The organism is Nocardiopsis moroccensis, assembly GCF_055763695.1.
The window spans coordinates 989,777-1,012,725 of sequence record NZ_CP199747.1 but is presented as its reverse complement, the minus strand read 5'-3'; the positions used below and the strand labels follow the sequence as shown (position 1 = coordinate 1,012,725).

The following is a 22,949-nucleotide window of genomic DNA, read 5'->3' as shown; positions in this document are numbered from 1 at the left end:
CGACCAAGGAACCCTCTCATGGGCATGCTCGACCAACTCCTGCACGGGTTCAGCATCGCGCTGACCCCGCAGAACCTGCTCTTCGTCCTCATCGGTGTGCTCGCCGGGACGGTCATCGGCATCCTGCCGGGACTGGGACCGATGAGCGCGATCGCGCTGATGATCCCGATCGCCTACGGCATGGAGCCCACCTCGGCGATCATCATGCTGGCCGGGGTGTACTACGGGGCCATCTTCGGCGGATCGACCTCGTCCATCCTGCTCAACGCCCCGGGCGTGGCCGGGACGGTCGCCACGTCCTTCGACGGCTACCCGATGGCCCTGCGGGGCAGGGCGGGCAAGGCCCTGGCGATCGCCGCGATCTCCTCGTTCGTCGGCGGCACCATCGGCGTCGTCGGCCTGATGGCGATCGCGCCGAGCCTGGCGGCGTTCGCGGTCAGCTTCGGGCCCACCGAGTACTTCGCCCTGATGGTGCTGGGCCTGACCGCGGTGGTCTCCCTCGGCGGGAACAACCTGGTCAAGGGTCTGATCTCGGCCGTGGTCGGGGTGATGGTGGCCCTGGTGGGCATCGACTCCCAGACCGCGATCGTCCGGTACACCTTCGACCTGCCCGAACTGTACGAGGGCGTGGAGTTCCTCATCGTGGCCCTGGGCGTGTTCGCGCTCGCCGAGGTGCTGGTCATGCTCAACCGGCGCGGGCAGGGCGGTGCGCGCAAGGGCGTGACCTCACTGCGGCTGTCCGGCCGTGAGCTGGGCCGGATCGCCCCGCCCACGCTGCGCTCCTCGGTGCTCGGCTTCTTCACCGGCGTCCTGCCGGGCGCGGGGGCCACGGTCGCCTCGTTCCTGTCGTACTCGATGGAGAAGAAGATCGCCCGCGACGGAGACACCTTCGGCCAGGGCAACCCGAAGGGGGTGGCCGCCCCCGAGGCGGCCAACAACGCGGCGGCGGTGGGCTCGTTCGTGCCGCTGATGACCCTGGGCGTGCCGGGGTCGGGCACGACCGCGATCCTGTTGGGCGCGCTGCTCGTGCTGGGCGTGACCCCGGGGCCGACGATGCTGGCCGACAACCCCGACATGTTCTGGGGCGTGGTCGCGTCGATGTACGTGGGCAGTGTGGTGCTGCTCGTCCTCAACCTGCCGCTGATCCCGGTGTTCGCCAAGGTCCTCAACACACCCAGGGCGGTCCTGGTTCCCCTGGTCGTCGTATTCTGCGTGGTGGGGGTCTACGGACTCAGCTTCAGTGTGTTCGACCTCGGCCTGCTGGCCGCGTTCGGAGCCGTCGGCTTCCTGATGCGGCGCAACGGCTTCCCGGCCGCGCCGCTGATCCTGGGGCTCATCCTGGGCGGCCTGATGGAGACCAACATGCGCCGGGCCCTGCAGATCTCCGGCGGTGACTGGGGTGTCTTCGCCAGCGAGCCGATCTCGGCGGGGCTGCTGGCCGTGGCGCTGCTGTCGCTGCTCCCGGCCCTGGTCCGCGCGGTGCGCGGACTGCGCCGCGGCCGGGTCGGGCCGGACTCGCCGGAGTCGGCGACGGACGCCGGAACCGGCTCGGACGCGGGCTCCGGGGACGGACCGGGCACCGGTTCCGAGAATCAGGCCCCGGCTCCGCGGGGCTGAGACGACGGGAAGTGACGAACGGTTGAACGGGCACAGCGGTGCGGCGGCGCGGCAGGGGCCGAGCCGCCGCGCCGTCCTCGCCGCAGGACTGGCGCTGGCGTTGGCGGGCTGCGGGGCGCCGGGGCGCCAGGAGGCACTGCGGATCATGGTGCCGACCCCGCCCGGCGGGGGGTTCGACCACACCGCCCGGACGCTGGCCTCGGTGGTCGAGGAGATCGAGGCGGTCCCCGACGTCACGGTCTTCAACCTGGCCGGGAGTACGGGCACCGCCGCGCTGGCCCGGCTGGTGTACGAGCACGGCTCGGCCGGCCTGCTGCTGCAGATGGGGCTGGGCCTGGTCGCCAACACCCACGTCGACTCCGCCGCCGACTCGGTCACCCAGGCCACCCCGGTGGCCCGCCTGATCGAGGAGCCCGAGGCGCTGCTGGTTCCCGCGGACTCGGAGTACGCCTCCATCGACGACCTGGTGCGGGCCTGGCGCGCGGACCCGGGCGCCGTCCGCGTCGGCGGCGGCTCGACCCCGGCCGGACCCGACCACCTGGTGACCATGCTGCTGGCCGAGGAACTGGGCATCGACCCGGCCGAGGTCGTCTACCACTCCTACGACGGGGGTGGTCCGATGCAGGCCGCCCTGATGCGCCACACGGTCGAGTTCGCCGCCGCGGGCCCCAGCGAGCAGCGCGCGGCGATCGACTCCGGACAGCTGCGGGTCCTGGCGCTGACGGCGGCCGAGCCGGACCCGGGGATCGAGGCGCCGACTCTGCTGGAGGCCGGGATCGACCTGGAGTTCATGAACTGGCGCGGACTGCTGGCCCCGCCCGGACTGTCCGGGGAGGACCTGGCCCGGCTGCTGGAGTTGGTGGAGCGGGTGCACTCCTCGGCGGAGTGGCGCGGGCGGCTGACACGCAACCGGTGGACCGACGCCTACCTCGCCGGGGACGAGTTCGCCGCCTTCCTCGCGGAGGAGGACGAGCGCACCGGTCGGACCCTGGGGCGGCTCGGCCTGGCCTGAGACCGCTTCCGGACACACGTGACCCGACCGGTGCCCGGTCCTGCCCAGGCACGGCTCGGGGTCCGGACACAACGAAACCCCCGCCCCGGTGGGGTGAGGGTCGTGACCGCGTGGACCAGCGTGTGGGCCGCAGTGCCAAGTGCTGATGGTGCGTATGGCGCGCACCTTCTGCTAGGCTGCCATATCCACGCTTATAAAAAGCAAAACAGGATTCTTCCTACGGGCAAGGATAGCAACCAAATGGATTCCCGTCAATCCGACAGCTCGGCCCCCTCGCCCGAGAAAGCCGCGATCGCAATCGAACAGGCACGCGTCAGCGTCATGTACGAACGCCTGGACACCCTGCGGGCACAGACCGAGCAGCGGCTCATCGACGCCCACCTGCAGGAGCGCAGCGGCTACGCCGCCATCGTGGAACGCGAGACGCGCTCCTACGAGCACGCCCGGCGCCGGGCCCAGCTCGGCTCCGTCGAGGAGGGGCTCTGTTTCGGCCGGATCGACCTCGCCCACGGGCCCGAGGAGACCGAAGCCCGCTACGTGGGCCGGATCGGCCTGCGCGACACCGAGCACGAGACCATCCTGGTGGACTGGCGGGCCCCGGCCGCCCGCCCCTTCTACGCGGCCACCCCCGGAGACCCGGAGGGGATCACCCGCCGACGCCACCTCAGAGTGCGCGACAGACAGGTCCTGGGCGTGGACGACGAGGTCTTCGACACCGAGGGCCTCAGCGAGAGCGACCGCCGCCAACTGGTCGGCGAGGCGGCCCTGCTGGCCTCCCTGCACCGCGGCCGCACCGGCCGTATGGCCGACATCGTCGCCACCATCCAGGCCGAACAGGACCGGGTCATCCGAGCACAGCTGGCCGGGGTCCTGGTCGTCCAGGGCGGCCCGGGCACCGGCAAGACCGTCGCGGCCCTGCACCGCGCCGCCTACCTGCTCTACACCCACCGCCGGGTCCTGGAGCGCCGCGGTGTCCTGGTCGTGGGCCCCAACCCGGCGTTCCTGCGCTACATCGGCGACGTGCTGCCCTCCCTCGGCGAGACCGACGTGGTGATGCGCACGGTCGGTGAACTCCTCCCCGGAGTGGCGGCCACCGAACACGACACCCACCGGACCGCGCTGCTCAAGGGCTCCCCGCGGATGGCCGACCTGGTGCGCGCCGCCGTCCGGGACCGGCAGCGCTCGCCCCGGCGGGCGTTCGGCGAGGACGACCTGCGCGTGGAGACCGACGCGGGGACGCTGGTCGTCCCCGGCGACCTGTGCGCCCAGGTACTGGAGAACGCCCGGAACCTGCGGCTGCCACACAACACGGCGCGCAAGTACCTGGTGAACACCCTGCTCACCGAACTCGGCCGGGCCGAGTCCGCGTTGCTCGGGCGCCCCGTCGCGGAGGAGGACCTCCCGCACGCGGGCGCACGGCTCTGGCAGGAGGAGCCCGTACGGCAGGCCCTGGACGCCCTGTGGCCCGACCTGACCCCGCAGCGGCTGCTGCGCGGACTGTACTCCGACCCCGAGGCGCTGGCCCGGGTGGGAGCCGAGGCCGGGGTCGCGGAGGCCGGGTCCCTGGTCCGCCCCGCGGGCCACGCGTGGACCGTGGAGGACGTTCCGCTGCTGGACGAGGCCGCCGAACTGCTGGGCCGGGACGACAGCGTCCTGCGCGCACGGCAGCGCAGGATGGACGCCGAACGAGAGGAGGAGGTCCGCTACGCCCAGGGCGTACTCGACTTCACCGGCCTGACCGAGGACCCGGCCGAGGGCCTGGACGCGGTCACCCTCGCCGCCCGCCACCGCGACTCGGGACCGAACCTGAGCACCGCCGACCGGGCCGGGGCGGACCGCACCTGGTCCTACGGGCACGTGATCGTGGACGAGGCCCAGGAACTGTCCCCGATGGCCTGGCGCACCGTGATGCGCCGGGTGCCGACCCGGTCCCTGACCGTCGTCGGCGACGTCGCCCAGACCGGCAGCGCAGCCGGGACCGACTCCTGGTCGGCGGCGCTGGAACCCTACGCACCCGCGAAGGTGCACGTGGAGCACCTGCGGGTGAACTACCGGACCCCGGCGCCGATCATGGCGGTGGCCGCCGACGTGCTGCGCGAGGCCGCCCCCGACCAGGGGATCCCCGAGTCCGTGCGCGCGGACGGGCAGCCGCCCCGCGCGGTACGGCTGGCGGGCCTGCACGGCCTGCCCGCCCTGGTCGTCGAGGAGCGTGGGGCCATCGGCGAGGGTCGGATCGCGGTGGTCACCTCCGACGCCTCCCTGGCCGAGGTGGCGGCCGTGCTGCCCGGGGCGGAACGTCCCGGGGCGGGTTCCGGTGACGAGCCGGGCGACTCCGTGGTGGTGCTGACCGCAACGGAGTCCAAGGGCCTGGAGTTCGACTCGGTGGTCGTGGTGCGCCCCGAACAGATCCTGGCCCAACACCGGGGCGCCAACGACCTGTACGTAGCGGTCACCCGCGCGACCAGGCGGCTGACCGTGGCCCACGAGGACGACCTCCCCGGGATCCTCGACCGGTTGGCCGGGTGAGGGGCGCGGGGGTGCTTCCGGTAGGAAGAGGGACATGACCTCCGACACCCAGGGCCGGGACCCGCTCCTGCCGCTCCCCCGCCCGGTCACCGGCGTCCACGTCCGCAACTTCCTGCAGACGGCCTGCCCCGGGTACTTCGCCCTGGTCTGGCTGGACGCCGGGCCCGCGCTCGACGGCGCGGACTTCGAGTTCGTCGACGACCTGCCCGCGACCTGCCCGCACCCCGACGAGCCCCTCCCCGAGGTGTTCAGGGCGGCCTTCGCCAAGGGGGTGCGCGAGGGGCTGGAGAACCGGGGCCGGGGCCGGGCGCCCTACGCCACGAGGGTCGTGCTCCGCGACGCCGTGTGGAGTGGGAACGACTCCAACCCCCAGAGCTTCGAGATCGCCGGGAGGTACGCCGCCGAGGAGGTCCTGGAGTGCGTCCGGCAGGGCCGCGAACCCCGGAGGGCGGGACGCAATGCCCTGGTCGACCGTCCCGTACCGCCGATGCCGCGGACCCTCCCACGGGACTGAGGACCCGCCACGGAGCCTGAGCCCGGTACGGGCCGCAGCCGGGCGCCCGCCCCACACGGCGGGCGCCCGGCTGCCGGACCTGGGGCCCCGTCGGGGGGTCAGACCCTGTCGGCGGCGATGAGCAGGTAGTGGAAGCTGCCCTCACGGTAAGCGGTCAGGAAGGGGTCCTCGATACCGGTGGCCACCGAGGAGCGCGCCCGCAGCTCCCAGTACGGGATGGTCTGGTCGGTCAGGTCCACCACGGAGATCGGGACCAGCCCGTTGGCGGCCATGGCCCGGAAGTAGGCGCTGCGCGGGTGGATGTTGCAGGTGTAGTGCTCGTCGATCCGGCTGACCGCCTTGGAGCGCCCACCGGTGACGTCGTTGTAGCAGCCGGTGATGGTCACGTACCGGCCGCCGTGGCGCAGCAGCCGGGCGTGCTCGGCGAAGAGCTCGTGCAGGTCCACGTACATGGTGGACTCGTTGTTCCAACTGGCGGAGAGCGAGCCGGTCTCGAAACCGGTGTCGAGCATGTTGCGGAAGTGGAAGCGCACACGATCCGCCACCCCGCGCTCCCGGGCCTGCTCGTTGGAGAAGTCCACCTGCTTCTGCGAGATGCTCACCCCGTCCACCGCGCAGCCGAAGCGGTTGTGGGCCATGAAGCTGCTGCCGCCCCGACCCGAACCGGTGTCCATGATCCGGTCCTGGGGCCCCAGCGGGCCGAGGTGGTCCAGGAGGAGTTCGGCCTGGGCGGTCTCCAGCCGGTGCATCTCCTCGATGATTCGCTGGTTCCGGGTCTCCTCCGGCCCCTCCAGCACGGAGGGGTCGAAGTCACCGACGCCGTAGTGGTGATGGTAGAGGCCGTCCACGTCGCCCAGGCGCAGGTTCACCGGATCCTGCTCGGCGTTCCAGTACTCGGCGACCGATTCCTGGTAGGCGGTACGCAGAACCGGACCCGAACCCGAGGTCGAGGACGAGGTCGAGGGCATGGTGTCAGTCATGTGAACTCCTTGTCGTGAGGGTGTGCGCACCCCTGCGCAGAGGGGTCCGCGAAGGCGTGTGCGGGCCGGGTCAGGACCGGGCCGCGCCGTGGTAGCGGGCGGTGCTGGCGTGCCACTCGCGGCTGCCGCCCATCCAGGCCCACAGCCCGGCCAGGAATCGGCCGAGCTCGGGCGGTCCGGTGGCGGCCAGCTGGGCGGACTCGGCCTCGAAGGCGTGCATGAGCTCGTCGTGCACCTGGACGGTGCGCTCGACCGCCTCCCGGGGCGAGCAGTCGTCCTCGGTCTCGATCAGCCGGGGCAGACTGAAGTCGTCGGGGTCCTCCTTGCCCATCGAGTAGAGGTCGTTGACGATCACGCTGGCCGATCCCGCCAGGGTGAACACGCGCCGCACCTCCGGGCGGGCGAACTGCTCGGCGGGCAGCTCGTATCCGGCGACGGTGTCGATGAGCGCCATGCACGGCACGAAACTGTTCTCGTGCCGGTGCATCAGGAACTCCCACACGGGGGGCCGGTGCCCCGCCGTGTGCCAGACCCCCTCCTGGTTGTAGGCGACGAACATGATCGCCAGCTCGTGCCGGAGCCTGCGCAGCTGCGCCCAGCTGGCGTAGGCGCGCAGGTCCTCCAGGCTGGAGCGCAGGGCGACCATCACCGGGTCCGCGCGCACCACCCGCTCCAGCTGGGGCGCGTAGCGGCGGGGCAGGTGGGCCTGGTCGATGACCGAGTGCGCGATCGCCAGGCGCTGGCCGAGCAGGTCGTGCCTGGCCTCCTCGACCTCGCCGTCCACGTAGTGGTCGTCCACCGACCACTCGGCCAGGGCGCACTTGGCGGCGGCCAGCAGCCGGTCCGGGTCGTCCGTCTCGGGATGGGCCAGCATGATGAGCCGGCCGAAACCGGCCGAACTCACCCGGTCGAGCTCACCGGGGTAGACCCCGACCCGCTCGGCCCACTCCACGAGCCTGCGGTCGACCTCCTCCCCCAGGGCGGGGTCGTCGCGTACCGCCGGAGGGCAGTAGAGGACGGGCACCGCGTCGTCCTCCCCGGCACGGGAGTGCTCCGCGGGCGGGGGCGCCACGGCCGTCCCGCCGCCGCCCCGGTCGGGGCCGAGCAGCGCCGCCAGTCCCGGAGGGTGCGCGGGCAGCGCGGGAGCCGCCGGGGCCTTCGGGGGCGCCAGCAGGTCCGGCCTGCCGGGGCGCCGCCGGTCACGCAGCAGGGCCTCCACCAGGGGGGCCGTGCCCGCGGCGGGGGCGGCGGACATTCTGGATAGCAGGGACACCGTCCCAGACCTCCTTCACAGACGTCCCGGACGGTCAGGAACGGGGCTTGACCTCGACGTTCTCCAGGATTCCGACCGCGTCGGGGACCAGGATCGCGGCCGAGTAGTAGGTGCTGACCAGGTAGGAGATGACAGCCCGCTCGTCGATCCCCATGAAGCGCGCGTTGAGGCCCGGCTCGACCTCGTCGGGCAGGCCCGTCTGGTGCAGGCCGATGACGCCCTCGTTGTCCTCCCCGGTACGCACCGCGATGATCGAGGAGGTCTGGTGCCGGGTGACGGGGATCTTGCCGCAGGGCAGCAGCGGGACGCCGCGCCAGGCCGGCAGCTGGTGGCCGTGCACGTCCGCGGTGCCCAGGGGCAGGCCGAGCCGGTTGCACTCCTTGCCGAAGGCGGCGATCGCCCGCGGGTGGGCGAACAGGTACTGGGTGTTGCGCCGCATCGTGATGAGGTCGTCCAGGTCGTCCGGGGTGGGCGGCCCGTCCTGGGTGTGCACGCGCTGGGAGAAGTCGGCGTTGTGCAGCAGGCCGAACTCGCGGTTGTTGACCAGCTCGTGCTCCTGGCGCTCGCGCAGGGCCTGGATGGTCAGCCGCAACTGCTGCTCGGTCTGGTTCATCGGCTTGTTGTAGAGGTCGGCGACCCTGCTGTGCACCCGCAGCACGGTCTGGGCGACGCTGAGCTCGTACTCGCGGGGCTTGAGCTCGTAGTCGACGAAGGTCTGCGGGAGCTCGGCCTCCCCGATGTGGTTGGAGGACAGCTCGATCTCGGCCTCGCCGTGCTTGTTCTGCCCGTGGCTGGGCAGCGAGCGGACCCGGTCGATGTGGGCGCGCAGCTCCGGCGAGCGGTCCAGGGCCTGGGCGAACTCCTGCCGGGGCAGCTCCAGCAGGGTGCCCGAGGTGTCCGCCTTGACGGTGAACTCCCAGACGGGGTCCTCGTCCAGCATGGACTGCTCGCCGAACCTGTCCCCGTCGGCGAGCACGCCCAGGCGGTTGACGTTGCCGTAGGGGCCGAGGTGGGTGCGGCTGACCCGACCGTGGGCGATCAGGTACAGGGACTCGGCGGTGCCGCCCTCGGTGACCAGCACCTGGCCGGGTTCGAACTCGCGCTGGGTGAAGCGGTCGGCCAGTTCGCTGAGGACCTGCTCGTCGTCGAACCCCTGCAGCAGCGAGAGTTCGCCGAGCTCGCGCGGGATCACCCTGACATCGGAACCGGTCTTGTGGAACTCGATCCGACCGTCGCCGAGCGTGTAGCTCAGGCGCCGGTTGACCCGGTAGGCGCCGCCGTCGGCCTGGACCCAGGGCAGGGTCCGCTGAACCCAGCGGCTGCTGATGCCCTGCATCTGCGGGGCGGACTTGGTGGTGGTGGCCAGGTTCCGCGCGGCGGCAGTACTCAGGCTCTTCTGGCCGTTGGTACGTACCTCGGGGGCTTCGGTCGACATCGGCCGTGTCTCTCCTGTGTGTCGTCTGTCGGCCCCGTCCCTCGGCACGCGAGCGAACGGGGAACGGAGGGAACAGCACTCACGGAGCCGCTCCGCCGCGGTGTTCGTCCGGCGGCGGAGCGGCCCGTGAAAGCGCTGATCACATTAGGCAGCGAAAAGAGCCGCGCACAAGGCTTTCGCTGTTTTTGCCGACAACAACGCCCCAGGCCAGGTCCGATACAAGAAGCAGCAGGGGTCCAGAAAACGACCCCTTTCGCGCGCTTCGTTACCAGCACCAGAAAACAAGTGGGGGCGAACGGTCAAAAAATCCGCCGCCAACACCAGACACAAGCCAACAGAAGCGACATTTTAAAAACTACCCCAATGGACCCCGAAAACCATGAGAGGGACATTTCCTCTTTTCCCGCTCCCGGGCCTGCCCCCCGACCCGGTCAGCACCACACGACGTGTTTCGGACCGGCTCCGGAGGCCCCCGGCCGGCCCCCGGTCAGGTGTCCCGGATGGCTTCGCACCCGTCATCGGCACCCTCTGCGGCGGGACCGTCCTCCAGGTCGTAGGGGTCCTCCGGCACGCCCCTGGGCCGTTCGCCGCGGGGCTGCTCGTCGGGGTAGGCGGGGGTGAAGGTGTGCTCGTCGAGGAGGCAGTGCGTCGGGCCCACGAAGCGCCACCAGTTCGGGAAGACCTCCCAGGTGCCGTCACCGTTGTCGTAGAAGGACACCTCGCCGTAGTGCGAGGTCACCAGACGCACCGACACCGGTTCCCCGGGGCGGGCGACGGGGTGCACGATCGTGTACTCGGTACGGACGGCCAGGTAGTCCTGGCCGTACTCGTCGCCGGCCTCCTCCGCCCACATGCGGCCGTCCACCTTGACCACGTCGCCGATCGGCTCGGCGGTGCCCGGGGCGAGGTTGAAGGGGATGACCCGGGTGTCGAGTTCGGGGTCCTCGTGCCCGTGGTGCTCCATGTACCAGGCCAGGGACTGGTCGGTGAGCAGCGCGGTGAACGCGCTGTTGTCCTCGCCGAAGACCGCGTCCCGGTCCAGGTAGACGGCCTCCATGAAGTCCCGGGTGGTCTCGTAGGCCTCCTGGACCCGCTCGCTCGGGTACGGGCCCACGGCCGAGGCCTCGGGGACGTCGAAGCCCTCCGCGTAGTCCTCGGCCTCGGTGCCGCCGAAGGGATCGTCGCGGTCGACCCGGTCGACCAGGGGCACCGAGATCTCGGAGAGCGGGTTCAGGGCCGCCTCGTCCAGGAAGTCCTGGAGCGGGGTGCAGGCGGTGAGGGTCAGTGCGGCGGAAACCGCCGTGCACAGGGCCAGGCGTGCAGGGGATGACATGGGGGATGCTCGATCTCTGGGTCGGGTGTGTCTTTGGGGCTTTTATACACCTTTCCTCGGTCAGTTCCCGTTACTCCGGTAGGGTGACCGCGGCCCGGCGTCGACACGGAAGAGGCGGTGGCCGTGGGCCTGTTCGCCATCAGCGACCTGCACGTGCGGCACGAGGCCAACCGTGCCTTCACCGAAGCGCTGTCCCCGGCCTCGGCGGAGGACTGGCTGCTCGTGGCCGGGGACGTGGCCGACACCGCCGACGAGGTGATCGCGACCATGGGGGCGCTGGCCGCCCGGTTCGCCACGGTGGTGTGGGCACCGGGCAACCACGACCTGTGGACCCTGCCCGCGGACCCCGTGCAGCTACGCGGGCAGGAACGGTACCTGTACCTGGTCGAGAGGCTGCGCGCGCTGGGCGTGCACACCCCGCAGGACCCCTACCCCGTGTGGCGGGGCCCCGACGGTCCTGTGGCGGTCGCTCCCCTGTTCATCGGCTACGACCACACCTTCCGACCGGAGGGCGCCCGCACCAAGGAGGAGGCGCTGGCCGTGGCCCACGCCAGCGGCGTGGTGTGCACCGACGAGTACCTGCTGCACCCCGATCCCCACCCGGGGCGGGACGCCTGGTGCAGGGCACGGCTGGAGTACACGCGCGCCAGGTTGGACGCCCTCGACCCGGAGCTGCCCACGGTGCTCGTCAACCACTACCCCCTGGTGCGCGAGCCCACCCGGATACTGCGCCACCCCGAGTTCGCCCAGTGGTGCGGCACCGAGGAGACCGCCGACTGGCACCTGCGCTACCGGGCCCGCGCGGTCGTCTACGGCCACCTGCACATCCCCCGCACCATCACCGTCGACGGGATCCCGCACACCGAGGTGTCCCTGGGTTATCCCCGGGAGTGGCAGCCGCGCCCCGAACCCCCGCGCGGACCGCGGCGGATCCTGCCGTAGGGATCGTTCCTCTCGCGGTCGCCGGGCACCGGCGGTGGTGCCGCCGGTGCCGGGGAGGCGGTGGACCGCGCTCGGCCCCTCGGCCCGGGTGCGTGTCGGTGCGGGTCCGCCGGTCCCGTGCGCTCCAGAGGGGAAACCCGCCATCGGGTGCGACTCGACCGCGCTGACATGCGAACCTGGCCGTGGGGGCGTGTGGAGCGGCCACACGCGCGAAGAATCCAGGGCGACGGCCGGACCGGGGGGCAACGATGGCTGCGGACGCACAGGACACGCAATCCACGGCGCTGGCGGCGATCGAGGACTTCCTCACCGGCCGGTTGGAGAGCACCCAGAACGTGTCCCGCGCAGTGCGGACGGCGCACAGCGGCGCGGGCAGCACCGGCAGGGAACTGGAGGTGCTGCGCGCCCGTGAGCTGGCGGCGTGGCAGGAACAGGGTTTCCTCAGCCACCTCAACGCCGCCGCGGTCGTCGAGGAGTACTACGGGCGGCGGGTGGCGCAGGCCCGGCGCGAGCTCAGGCGTGAACGCCCCGCGCGCAGGGAGCGTTACGCGAGGGCCCGCGACGCCTACCGCCGGATCGTCGAGGAACAGCGGGCGGTCCACCTCTGGCTGCTGGACCAGGGCTGGGACACCAACCTGAACAACGCGATCACCGAGGAGGCGGAAGGGGTCGCGGGCCACTACTGGAACGGGGAGCCCCGCCGCCCCTGATGCCCTGACCGCGTGCGGCCCCGCGCCTTCCGGCAGAGGGGACGGGGTCGGATACCGCCTCCGGACCGTTCGCCCGTGAAGGCGGAACGGCGCCGCACGGTAGATACCGACCAGCCGGTTTGTGATACTGGTTACCTGTCGGGAATTCCCGGCGGCCTACCACGACCCATCCGTCACACCGCCTCATCTCCCCACCACAAGGAGTCACCCATGGCTGTCGACCCCACTGGACCCGTCCTGGCGAAGATGCTGGAAGAGGGCCCTGACGGCCCCTTCGTGATGCTCAACCTGCTGCGGTTCGCCCCGGACGGCCGCGCCTCGTACGCGGAGTACTCCCGGCGGACGGCGCACTTCCTGAAGAAGTACGGCGCCGAACTGGTCTACGCGGGCGACGGTACGGCTCCCCTGGTCGCCGAGGAAGGGCAGGACTGGGACGCGGTGCTGCTCGTGCGCTACCCGAGCCGAGAGGTGTTCAGCCGCATGGTCTACGACCCCGAGTACCAGGAGATCACCCACCTGCGCTCCCAGGCCCTGAGCGAGGCCGTGCTCCAGCCCACGATTCCCTGGACCTCGCGCCGCAACTCCTGAACAGCCCCCCACAGGCTGAGCGGACCGGCCCCGGGCGTGCCCCCTGGCACCCCCGGGGCCGGCGAAAGGGGCCCAGCCGAGCCCTCCGCCACCAACTTTCCATTGACAAGTTGGGGCGCCATGCGCTTATCTTTCCATTGGAAACTTCGGAGGAGCGAGCATGGAACCCCTGATCACCCTTGTCGGTGTCACCCTGTCACTGTTGGCCGCCGGAGCGCTCGGCGTCCGGGCCCTGCGGTCCTGGCCGGTCGCGCTGCGCGGCGGGCTCGCGGCGATGTTCGCGCTGACCGGCACGGTGCACTTCGTCGGGATGCGCGAGGAACTCGTCGCGATGGTCCCGCCGCCGCTGCCCCACCCGGGCCTGCTCGTCACCGTCACCGGGGTCCTGGAACTGGCCGGGGCGGCGGCCCTGCTGTGGTCGCGCACGGCCCCCTGGGCCGCAGCGGGGCTCGCCCTCCTGCTCCTGGCGATGTTCCCCGCCAACGTGCAGCTGGCGCTGACCGGCACCGATCTGCCACCGCACCAGGAACTCCTGCCGCGCACCGCGATGCAGGTGCTCTTCCTGGCAGCCACCGCAGCCGTCGCGATCCACGCCCGGCGGCGCCGGGACGGCCGTGGCTCCACCCGGGCGCGGGCGGACCGCGACCATGCGGTCTGAGAACGAGCCGCCACCAAACCCAGGGGCAGAAGACCAGCCTTTGGGCCTGCCCCGCCAGCGGCATCCACCTGCGAGCTCGCTGGCCCTGGCCGTCACCCTCCGAGGAGGACTGCTGACCCGTGGGAGAAGGCCACAGCACCGACGTGGGGCGGCCCGGCCGGGCCGCCCCACCCCCGTTTACAGCAGCCCGGCGAGATTGCTGAGGGCGGTGACAGCCCCGAACAGGGCTCCTCCGGAGATGAGCAGGGACACCGCCCAACTCTTCCCGGCCTCTCGGGCCACAAGCAGGGCGACGTTGGCTGCGCTGGTCGCGGCCCCGATCACAAGGACAACGGTTACGGACATGCGTGTCTCCCATCCGGCGCACGGGCGACCTGCACTTGTGCAGGACTGTTACCGAAATCCCGACGCCTCCATTGGAAGCCCACAGCCACTAGGGCATGTCCGTGCGTATCACCGTGATCCTTCCTCCGTAGTCCACGCCCAAGATTCTGACAGATTCCTCCATCGGGTCCACCGGTTTTCGCTCCGACCTTCGGGAAGGGCAACCCGACCCTTGCGACAATTCCACCCAAAGGCATCATTGTCTCCATGAAGGCATATGTGGGAGTCACAGACCGCGCGTGGGCCGAGTTCCTCGCACAGAGGCCACGCCTGAAGGAGATCAACTTCTGGCGCCCCTCGTCCGACAAGGCGTTCAAACGGATCGGCCTGGGCGACCTGTTCCTGTTCAAGACCCGTTACCCGCACAACCGGATCGTGGGCGGCGCCGTGTTCAGCGGTTTCACGCAGGCCCCACTCTCCGAAGCGTGGGCGGCCTTCGGCGAGGGGAACGGCAGGAGCAGCTTGGAGGAGCTACGCGAGGCCCTCAACCGGTACCGGGTGAAGGAGGGGAACCCCGCCATCCGCGTCGACGAGGACCCTCCGATCGGATGCGTCATGCTGCGCGACCCGGTGTTCTTCGAGGAAGCGACTTTCGCGCCGCCCGCAGACTTCGCGAGCAACCTGGTTCAGGGCAAGGGGTACGACGACATCACCGGTTTGGCGCACGCCGCGTACTTCACCCCGATCGCCGACCGGGTGCTGAGGGGCGGAGGGGACCTCCTCCCCGAGGAGAGCCCCGATGACAGCGAGACCTGGGCGCACCACGGCCCAACCCGAGGCCCCTTCCGTCCCACCCGCCAGCGCCTCGGACAGGAGGCGTTCAAGCTGAAGCTCCTGGACACCTATCAGGGACGGTGCGCGGTCACCGGGGGCGACGTCCGGCCGACCCTGGAAGCCGCACACATCCACCCGGTCGCCGACGGCGGCCTGCACCGGCTCGACAACGGTCTGCTGCTGCGGGCAGACGTGCACAAGCTCTTCGACTCGGGCTATTTGACGATCACCCCGAAGCTGACCGTTCAGGTGAGCCCCAGCCTGTACAAGCACTCTCCCGCCGCGGATGAGTACACCTCCCTGGCCGGACGGAGCATCAGCGTCCCTCAGCGCAGGGCGGACCGCCCCCACCGGGAAGCCCTCGCCTGGCACGCGGAGAAGGTGTTCAAGAGCGGCTGACCTGAGACCGGGGACTCAGGGGAGACTCCTCGCTCCGGAGGCACTCATCTCACCATGCCAGCCGGTAGTCATGCGTGAACCCGGCTTCGCTCGCCAGCTGGTTTCCACTGAACACGTGGCCCCGCTTCGGGTCGAAGCTGAAGACGAAGGAACGGGAGCGGTCGGCGAACTCCGCGGCCGGGCCGGTGAGTCCGCGCCGGGCCAGCACCAGCAGCCGTTTTCCCTCGACCGCAGCGTCGGCGAACAGCCTCTTCAGGTCCGGAAGTCCCAGAGGGCGCTCACGCTGCCACCAGACCACCTGGAACTCCTCCGAAACCAGCTCCGTACCGTCCGGAGACAGGCGCACGCCACCGAAACCGAAGGCGCTGAGCTGGGCGGCCACCACAGCGAAGGGGTTCTCGGGGTCCACCGATCGGCCGACGACCTCAGGGGGCAGCATCGCCTCCGTGCTGCCGCCGATGGTGCCGTCCCCGGAGCAGAGAGCCCTCGTCGGAGGTGCTCCGTCCGCTACCCCCTTGACGACACCGACCAGTGCCCCGGCGAGTTCGTCGACGCTCACCCGGTCCTCGGACAGTCCCGGTGAGGTGCTGGCTGAGCCGAACAACTCCGCGTTCAGGTCGATACGCCACACCCGCCGCTGGGACGGAGCGTGGACGTCCACCAGCCAGCCGAGCCCGAGCCTGCGGTAGACCCACAACCGCCGGTCCGCCACCCGCACGAGCAGCAGATGTCCCTCACCCAGGTGGCGCCGGAACTCGTAGCCGTGGGCGCCGAACACAACCCGGATCCGGTTCTCGGCCATGGCATAGTCCACGGTGACACCCCGCAGGGTGAGAGCATCGGCCAGCCGGACGATGTCGGAAGCCTCGGCCTCGGCCCACCGCCAGGGGCTCGCCTCCTGGCGTCCTTCGGTCACGGCCAGGGCCTTCTCGTGGAGCGCGTCCGCGAGGACCTCTCGGGAGGTCCCGGTGTCCCACAGCACGCCCTGCTCACCCTCCACCGAACTGCTGATCATCCAGCAGATGTGGGACGTACCGGGGTGGTCGACCCGTACCCGCACGAGCTCGACCCGGCCCGCTTCCCCGCAGTCAAGGGTGAATTTCGCGGGCGTACCGTCCTCTCGCGGTCCCCGGAGCACCAGATGCCGCCCCATATCCGGGTGCCTCTTCCCGAAAAAACTCCAGAACACCTGGTCATCGAGGTGCCTGTTCATGTCCGCGCGCATGTCCGAACTCGGGGATCCCACTCCACGCCCTTCCCAACCCGGCCACCGCCGGGTGTGCCTGTGTGACCGGAACAGTCAACCAGAGCGGGGGCACACTCCCCCAGGGATCGAGGTCCACAAGCTCCGTCGGGGAGAACGTGAGCGGACCTGGGCTGCGAGGTCGTGAACCCTCCACATCGTTTCGGGCATCCCGCGTACGATCGTTCCTATCCCTCCCCACTCCCCTGAACAGAGGAATACATGCAGCGCCCGGACGACGTCCGCACTGAGCGTGCCCTTCGAAAGATCAAGGACATCCTGAAAAGGGATTTCACCGACCTGATCGACCTGAGCGACCTCGAGGGCAAACAGGCCACGGAGCAAGAGTCGGCCTTTCTGTCACGAGGATTGGCAGCGCTGGCAGCCAAGGGTGTGACCGGCTGGAACGACGACGACCGGAACGCGAAGGCCGCGGCGTGTGTCATCGACGGTCGGGACGATTTCGGGATCGACGCCATCGCCGTCTCCGAGAACACCAGTGAGATCTGGCTGGTGCAGGCCAAGTGGAGCCACAAGGGGCGGGCCGGGCTCGACCAGGCGGCCGCCCTGAAGTTCGTTCGTGGATGGAAGCGCCTCGAAAGGCACGAGTACGACCGCTTCAACTCGCGTGTGACCGAGAAAATGGCCCGGCGTATCCGCGCGGTGCTCAGGAGTTTCCAGGCCAAGGTGCACTTCGTGACCGTCTTGACCGGGCCCGAGGAGCTACACCCGGACGTGCTGACCGTATTCGAGGAGGAGTTCAAGGAGTCCAACGGCTTCGGGCTGAACCTGGACCTGCAGGTGGTCGGCACCAACCGCCTGTGGGAGCAGATTCGCATCGAGGAAGCTCCGAGATCCCAGCCCATCCAGGCGACCATGGGCCAGTGGCTGTACCGGCACGAGCCCGTGGAGCTCTACCAGGGATTCGTCCGCGCTGACGAGGTGGCCGCCTGGTACTCCACTGCCGGTCGGCACCTGTTCCGCCGCAACATCCGGGACTTCCTGGGCACGACCGAGGTGAACTCCGAGATCGCGGGGGCCGTCGTCGATGACCCCGAACTCTTCCTCTACCTCCACAGCGGGATCACCGTCATCTGCGAATCCCTGGAAGCGGCCTTCGACGGCCCCCGGAAACAGAGCGTTCCGGTGGCACTGACGCTGCACAACGCCAGCGTGATCGACGGCGCGCAGAGTGTGACCTCCCTGCACCAGGCGTCCCTGGACAACCCCGAGGCCCTGACCGAGGCCCTCGTCAGCGTGAACGTGATCTGCACGGGCCAGGCCGACAGTTCCCCGGAACTGCCCGCCCGCATCACCCACGCCCGCAACCGGCAGAACCCGGTGCGGGACCGCGACTTCGTCTCCCTGGACCCCACACAGTCGTTGATCAGCGAGGAACTGTCCGTCCGGGGCCTGCAGTACACCTACCGACGGGGTGAGCCCGATCCCGCACCGGAGCAGGGGTGTTCGGTGGTCGAGGCGGCGACCTCCCTGGCCTGCGCGCACTCGAACCCCAGGCTGGCTGTCGAAGCCAAGCAGAACGTGGAGACGCTGTGGGACCGGAGCGAGGGCGGGACCTACGGGTTGCTCTTCGGCGAGGAGCCCGGGGCCCCACAGATCTGGGGGTCGGTCCGGCTCCGTCGCGCCGTCGGCAACCGGCTGCACGAGCTCTCCGGAAGGCTCCGGGGACGCGCCTTCGACCTCGCCGAGCGCGGTGACCTCCTCATCGCCCACCTCGTCTTCCAGTGCGTGGACCGCAAGGAGATGAACTCCGACGAATACGACTGGCACGAAGCCGTGGCTCAGACCGCCCCCCTGACCGACCGGGCACTGCCGTGGCTGTTGCACCACATCGACGCCACCCAAGCCTCCACCGCTCCGGCGTCCATCACCCGTATCCTTTCTGACCCCAAGCGCTGCCGTGACCTAGTCGAGCTCACGCTCCGCGACCTCCGCACAGGTTCGGAAGCGCCGCCGGTGTCCGACAGCTACCGGGCCAAGGCTCACCAGCGCCCACGCAAGGCCCGGCGCCCCAACAGCGTGACCATCCTGTTGAACGCCGGTGAGCTCGGGCCTGGCACCCCCCTGGAGTTCCGGCCGATGAGCAGCACTGAGGAGGCCGCGTTGCGTGGCTGGCTCACGGAGGACCCCCGCAGGACGCGGGCTACCTGGACGAACAACCGCAGGTACTCGCTGCTGTGGGAGTTCGACGGCAAGCACCACTCCCCCAGCGGTCTGGTGATGACCATGTACGAGCTCGCCGGTTGGGAGAACTCGCCGGTATCGGTGCAGGGCCCCGCACGGTGGTACATCGAGGGGGAGCGCATGGATCGGCGTGCCGAACGGATCCTCGAGACGTTGGATGAGGAATAGGAACACCGCTCCGGCTTGGGCAGGTGTGTCCCCTGCGTCCCCCCTGCGACCCGACTGGAGCGGGCGAGCGTAGCCCGGGGCGGCGGGCGGTACGGATGCTCCGTACCGCCCGCCGCCCGGTTCAGGCGATACCCGCTTCCACCAGGAACGGGCTCGGCCTGCTGTGCCAGGACACGTGCAGATGGTCCCGGGCCCTGGTGCAGACCACGAAGAGCAGGCAGCGCTCGGCCATCATGTCCGCCCTGTGCTGGAGCTCGTCCACCTCCTGCGGGGTGATCGCCTTGGGGTTGGGCACCGACCCGTCGGCGATCCCCAACGCGGCGATGCACCGGAACTCCAGCCCCTTGAGCGAGTGCATCGTGCCCACCCGCACACCAGGGGTGTCGTCGTCGGCCTCGCGCAGCGCGCACGTGGCGATCCCAGCACCGGTCAGGGCCGCGACGGCCTTCTTCCCCACCCAGCCAGCGCGAACGGCGACCGCCACCGAGGAGGGCTCGATCCCCGCTTCGATCCAGTCGCGCACCCGCTCCACGAGTGCGTCCAGCTCCCCGTTCAGATCGTCGGCGGCGTGCGTGGTGGGTTTGGGCCCCTGGAGGGCGGACCGGTACCCGGCCAGGGACTCGGTGCCGCCGTCGGCCAGGGACTCCACCTTCTCCCCGTCCAGCAGCGGTCGGGACCAGGTGAGGATCTGCTGGGTGCTGCGGTAGTTGCGGCGCAGCCGCTGCGAGCGCCCCACCACGTTGATTCCCAGCGCCTTCAGGGAGACCTTGGCGTCGTAGATGCGCTGGTGGGGGTCGCCTCCGATGAAGAGGTCGTCGGGCGCGGGCGCCACGGCCGCGCGCAGGAACCGCCACTGGGCGGGGTGCAGGTCCTGGGCCTCGTCGACCACCACGTGCCGGAATCGGGGCCCGCTCTCCTCCAGGGCCCGGGCCGCCAGGTCGCAACCGCGCAGGTGGGTCTGCACCCCGTCGGCGTCCAGGCCCTCGGTGAAGGCGGCCATGGCCTTCCACACCCGCTCGCGCTGGGCGGCCGCCAGTCGGCTGCCGCGTCCGCTGCGGGTGGCGGCCTGGTACTGCTCCAGGGTGTCCAGGCGCTGGGCGAGGACGACGTGCCGGTACTCCTGCTGGAGGAACTCGGCGGTCCACTCCAGTCCCTGTTCCTGAACGATTCCGCGCCAGCGGTCGAGCTCCTGGAGGTCACTGACGAAGCGGGAGGCACGTCCGCCGTTGGCCTCGGTCAGGACCTGGCTGGCCTGGGCGTTGACGGTGCTGATCGTGATCCGCTCCAGCGAGCCCCGATCGTCCACGAGCTGGCGGACGCCCGTTCCCAGGGCCGTGGCGAGGGTGTTGGTGAAGGTGGTGAGCAGGATGCGCTCGTCGGGGCGCAGGTAGGTCAGCAGGTGTTTGACCCGGTGCATGGCCACCACGGTCTTGCCGGTGCCGGGGCCGCCGGTGACCTGGTAGCTGCCGGGGTAGCTGGCCTTGTAGGCGATCTTGCGCTGGGCCGGGTGCAGGAAGGTCCGCCAGGCGGCGAAGGGCTGGGAGAGGATGTCCTCCAGCTCGTCCAGGCCGGAGACCAGGCGCACCCGGGTGGGGGTGTTGCGGATGGCGGTGTCCAGGTCCGTGCTGACCGCGCCGGAGGGGCGGTGGGCGACGATGTCGCGCCAGACCTCCTCCACGGTGAAGCCGGCGGCCAGGTACTGGAGCACCTCGGCCTGGTCCTCGGGGAGGAACGGGACGATGTCGACGAGGGCGTCGGCGTCCACGACGGTACGTGCCGCCCGCAGTACCTTCTCACTGATGCCCAGGGTCGTGAGGTCGCCGTCCGAGACGTTGGCGAACAACCGCTTCTCGGGATCGGTGGGAGCGGCGCGCTCCTCCAGGTCGGGGGTCAGGCGCTCCAGTCCTTCGGCGTCCCAGATCTCCACCGAGCCGGTGAGGCGGTTGACGCCAGCGTCCTGTTTGTTGGCCCACTCATAGGCGGGGTCGTGGTTCATGACCTTGAGCAGCAGGTAGCTGTCGCCGCTCTCGGGGGCGAGCACGACCCCCCGGTAGAAGTTGTCCACCCTGAAGGTGAAGATGCTCCGGCTGCGCCGACGCGTGGGCGGCTTGAAGTTGAGCCCCTTGTCCACCTTCAGCTCTGCGTGGGTGAGGAGACTGAACTTCTCCATGGCGAGCCGGACGTTCCTGCGCGCCGACGGGGGGAGCTCGTCGTACTCACCGCTCTCGAAGAACTGTTTTCCCAGGGCGAGTTGGGGCATGGAGGAGGGTCTCCTTCTGGCTGGGGCTGCTCGGTTCTGGCTGGGGGCCGGGCTCAGCCGCGGTCGTGTCCCAGTCTGCCCAGGAGGTCGGCTACCTGGAGGGTTTCGGGGGCCTTGGGGCCGTAGGCGGCGCACAGGTCGGAGTAGAGCGGCCGCAGTTCCGCGGCGGCGCGTTCGGCGTCCCCCGAGCGCAGGCGCCACAGGGCCATCTCCAGGCGCAGGTCCAGGGCGTCCTCGGAGGTCTCCCCGAAGGCCCGGCGGAACCGGTCCAGCACATGCTCGGCCTCCCGCAGGGCCCGGGTGTTCTCACCCAGTTGCGCCATGCAGTACACGGCCTGCTGACGGCAGATGAGGGCCCGCTCGTCCTGCGGTCCGGCCTGGCGTTCGAGGATGTCGGCCAGGTCGCCGAACTCCGGTAGGGCGCGGCGCGCGTCACCGCTGATGGCCAGGGCGTTGGCCCGGAGGAGGCGCAGTTCGACGACCTGTGCCGACTCGGCGCCCAGAGCGGCCGAGGCGGGTTGGATGACGTCGTCGAGGACGCCCACGGCCTGGGCGAAGCGGCCCTCGTCGATGAGCGCCTGGGCGTGGCCGTCCGCTTCGGCCAGTTCCCCGGGGGCCAGCCCCGGCACCGCTTGGCCGGTCGGCTCCACCAGTGTGGGCGGCAGCGTGTGGTCCGGGTCGGGGGCGGCCGCTTTGGGGCGGGGCCCCATGGGGCGCCGGTAGGGGCGGGTGGGGTCCGGCAGGGCTCCGGGGGGCAGGGGTTCGTCGGGGGCGGAGGGGTCGGACTGGGGCAGGTGCGGGACGAGGCGTTCGTAGACGTCCTGGGCGGTGGCGGGCCGGTCCTCGGGGTCCTTGGCCAGCAGGTCCATGACGAGCCGGTCCAGGTCCTGGGGCAGCTCGGGGCGGTGCACGGACGGTGGCCGGGGCCGCTCCTCGACGTGTGCCCGCTGCAGGGCGAAGGGGGCGTAGTCGGCGGAGAAGACCTTGTGGCCGGTGAGGGCCTCGTAGAGGACGCAGCCCAGTGAGTACAGGTCGCTGCGCGGGTTGACCCCTCCGGCCAGGACCTGCTCCGGGGGCATGTAGGCGCAGGTTCCCAGCTGGCTGCCGGTCATGGTGATCCGGGTCATGTCGGTGCGCAGGACGGCGGCAATGCCGAAGTCCAGGACCTTGACCGTCCCGTCCTCGGCGACCATGACGTTCCCCGGTTTGAGGTCGCGGTGCACGACGGGGACGGCGTGGGCGTGGGAGAGCGCGGAGCAGATCTGCGCGGCCACGGCGACCGCCGTCGCGACGGGCATCGGGTCCGGATCGTGTTCGTTGATGACGTCGCCCAGTGGGACCCCGCGCACGAGCTGCATGACCAGGTAGAGCAGCCCCTTGTCGGTGTCCACGGCCGCGTCGTAGACCGCGGGCACGTTGGGGTGTTCGATGCGGGCCGTGATGCGCGCCTCACGGCGGAACCGGGCGGCCATCTCCGTGTACTTGGCGGTCTCGCCCAGCAGGTCGGGCCGGATGACCTTGACCGCGACCTGGCGGTCCAGGACGGTGTCGTAGCCGCGGAAGACCTGCCCCATTCCGCCCGTGCTGATCGGCTCGGTGATTTCGTAGCGGTCGGCGATCCGCTCGGGTGTGTCGTGCACCGGGCCCCATTCCACCTCGGGCGCGGCCGCCACCCTCCCCGGCCCGGCCACGCGGCTGTCGTGTCCTCCGGTGGCGATCCTACGGGGGTGCGGAGCCGGACCGGCGGCTGATGGTCCCCAATCGGACATCCAGGCTGCGGCGACGGTCAGGAAGCGCGTCGTGCGAACCACCCGCTGGGCGGCGCGGGCGTGGAACCGTCCCCCGAACACTCCCTCCGGAGCCCGCCCGGTTTCGAGGACGGTGCGGGGAAGTCCTACTCCTGGTCAGAGTCTTCCTCTGCGGGTAGG

The 22,949-nt window shown here is 70.6% G+C and carries 18 protein-coding genes; 10 read left to right on the top strand and 8 right to left on the bottom strand.

The window, feature by feature from the left end; all coding sequences use genetic code 11:
* The first annotated feature begins 18 nt into the window (after positions 1–18).
* The 4 genes from ACUKCB_RS04175 (at position 19) to ACUKCB_RS04160 (ending at position 5,669) form a co-directional block, all read left to right on the top strand.
* Positions 19–1,617: a tripartite tricarboxylate transporter permease gene (locus ACUKCB_RS04175; protein ID WP_473039131.1), complete on the top strand. Its 1,599-nt coding sequence runs from the start codon at positions 19–21 to the stop codon at positions 1,615–1,617.
* Positions 1,618–1,639: 22 nt separating this feature from the next.
* Positions 1,640–2,629, top strand: a complete 990-nt coding sequence (locus tag ACUKCB_RS04170; RefSeq protein ID WP_473039130.1) for a Bug family tripartite tricarboxylate transporter substrate binding protein — start codon at positions 1,640–1,642, stop codon at positions 2,627–2,629.
* A 240-nt stretch (positions 2,630–2,869) separates the two neighbouring features.
* A complete protein-coding gene (locus ACUKCB_RS04165; RefSeq protein WP_473039129.1) occupies positions 2,870–5,155 on the top strand; it encodes a HelD family protein in 2,286 nt (761 codons plus the stop codon).
* Between the two features lie 34 nt (positions 5,156–5,189).
* The gene (locus tag ACUKCB_RS04160; RefSeq protein ID WP_473039128.1) at positions 5,190–5,669 is read left to right on the top strand and encodes a hypothetical protein; all 480 of its coding nucleotides are present in this window, start codon (positions 5,190–5,192) and stop codon (positions 5,667–5,669) included.
* 98 nt (positions 5,670–5,767) lie between these two features.
* On the opposite strand, the gene ACUKCB_RS04155 is transcribed toward ACUKCB_RS04160, so the two are convergent.
* From ACUKCB_RS04155 to ACUKCB_RS04140, 4 genes are all read right to left on the bottom strand, one after another.
* Positions 5,768–6,649 (bottom strand): geranyl diphosphate 2-C-methyltransferase, encoded by an 882-nt coding sequence (locus ACUKCB_RS04155; protein ID WP_473039126.1) that lies wholly within the window; start codon positions 6,647–6,649, stop codon positions 5,768–5,770.
* 70 nt (positions 6,650–6,719) lie between these two features.
* A complete protein-coding gene (locus ACUKCB_RS04150; protein ID WP_473039125.1) occupies positions 6,720–7,922 on the bottom strand; it encodes a family 2 encapsulin nanocompartment cargo protein terpene cyclase in 1,203 nt (400 codons plus the stop codon).
* Positions 7,923–7,956: 34 nt separating this feature from the next.
* Positions 7,957–9,357 (bottom strand): family 2B encapsulin nanocompartment shell protein, encoded by a 1,401-nt coding sequence (locus ACUKCB_RS04145; protein ID WP_473039124.1) that lies wholly within the window; start codon positions 9,355–9,357, stop codon positions 7,957–7,959.
* Between the two features lie 487 nt (positions 9,358–9,844).
* A complete protein-coding gene (locus ACUKCB_RS04140; RefSeq protein WP_473039123.1) occupies positions 9,845–10,690 on the bottom strand; it encodes a hypothetical protein in 846 nt (281 codons plus the stop codon).
* A 123-nt stretch (positions 10,691–10,813) separates the two neighbouring features.
* On the opposite strand from ACUKCB_RS04140, the gene ACUKCB_RS04135 reads away from it, so the two are divergent.
* The 4 genes from ACUKCB_RS04135 to ACUKCB_RS04120 all read left to right on the top strand — a co-directional run bounded on the left by ACUKCB_RS04135 (position 10,814) and on the right by ACUKCB_RS04120 (position 13,588).
* Positions 10,814–11,632: a metallophosphoesterase family protein gene (locus tag ACUKCB_RS04135; RefSeq protein WP_473040916.1), complete on the top strand. Its 819-nt coding sequence runs from the start codon at positions 10,814–10,816 to the stop codon at positions 11,630–11,632.
* Between the two features lie 248 nt (positions 11,633–11,880).
* Positions 11,881–12,342: a hypothetical protein gene (locus tag ACUKCB_RS04130; RefSeq protein WP_473039122.1), complete on the top strand. Its 462-nt coding sequence runs from the start codon at positions 11,881–11,883 to the stop codon at positions 12,340–12,342.
* A gap of 210 nt (positions 12,343–12,552) precedes the next feature.
* Positions 12,553–12,930 (top strand): DUF1330 domain-containing protein, encoded by a 378-nt coding sequence (locus ACUKCB_RS04125; protein WP_473039121.1) that lies wholly within the window; start codon positions 12,553–12,555, stop codon positions 12,928–12,930.
* A 160-nt stretch (positions 12,931–13,090) separates the two neighbouring features.
* The gene (locus tag ACUKCB_RS04120; protein ID WP_473039120.1) at positions 13,091–13,588 is read left to right on the top strand and encodes a DoxX family protein; all 498 of its coding nucleotides are present in this window, start codon (positions 13,091–13,093) and stop codon (positions 13,586–13,588) included.
* 177 nt (positions 13,589–13,765) lie between these two features.
* Here the strand turns inward: ACUKCB_RS04120 and ACUKCB_RS04115 are convergent, their stop codons facing one another.
* Positions 13,766–13,933 carry a hypothetical protein gene (locus ACUKCB_RS04115; RefSeq protein WP_452548348.1) on the bottom strand — a complete coding sequence of 56 codons (168 nt, stop codon included), beginning with the start codon at positions 13,931–13,933 and terminating at the stop codon, positions 13,766–13,768.
* Positions 13,934–14,191: 258 nt separating this feature from the next.
* On the opposite strand from ACUKCB_RS04115, the gene ACUKCB_RS04110 reads away from it, so the two are divergent.
* A complete protein-coding gene (locus tag ACUKCB_RS04110) occupies positions 14,192–15,145 on the top strand; it encodes an HNH endonuclease (RefSeq protein ID WP_473039119.1) in 954 nt (317 codons plus the stop codon).
* 49 nt (positions 15,146–15,194) lie between these two features.
* Here ACUKCB_RS04110 and ACUKCB_RS04105 read toward each other — a convergent pair whose 3' ends face one another.
* Entirely contained in the window at positions 15,195–16,160 is a 966-nt protein-coding gene (locus tag ACUKCB_RS04105) for a hypothetical protein (RefSeq protein ID WP_473039118.1), read from the bottom strand.
* Positions 16,161–16,610: 450 nt separating this feature from the next.
* Between ACUKCB_RS04105 and ACUKCB_RS04100 the strand changes: the two genes are divergently transcribed.
* Positions 16,611–18,761 carry an AIPR family protein gene (locus tag ACUKCB_RS04100; RefSeq protein WP_473039117.1) on the top strand — a complete coding sequence of 717 codons (2,151 nt, stop codon included), beginning with the start codon at positions 16,611–16,613 and terminating at the stop codon, positions 18,759–18,761.
* A 121-nt stretch (positions 18,762–18,882) separates the two neighbouring features.
* Here the strand turns inward: ACUKCB_RS04100 and ACUKCB_RS04095 are convergent, their stop codons facing one another.
* Both ACUKCB_RS04095 and ACUKCB_RS04090 read right to left on the bottom strand, forming a co-directional pair.
* Positions 18,883–21,021: a UvrD-helicase domain-containing protein gene (locus ACUKCB_RS04095; protein ID WP_473039116.1), complete on the bottom strand. Its 2,139-nt coding sequence runs from the start codon at positions 21,019–21,021 to the stop codon at positions 18,883–18,885.
* Between the two features lie 53 nt (positions 21,022–21,074).
* Positions 21,075–22,661, bottom strand: a complete 1,587-nt coding sequence (locus tag ACUKCB_RS04090) for a serine/threonine-protein kinase (RefSeq protein WP_473039115.1) — start codon at positions 22,659–22,661, stop codon at positions 21,075–21,077.
* Positions 22,662–22,949: the final 288 nt, after the last annotated feature.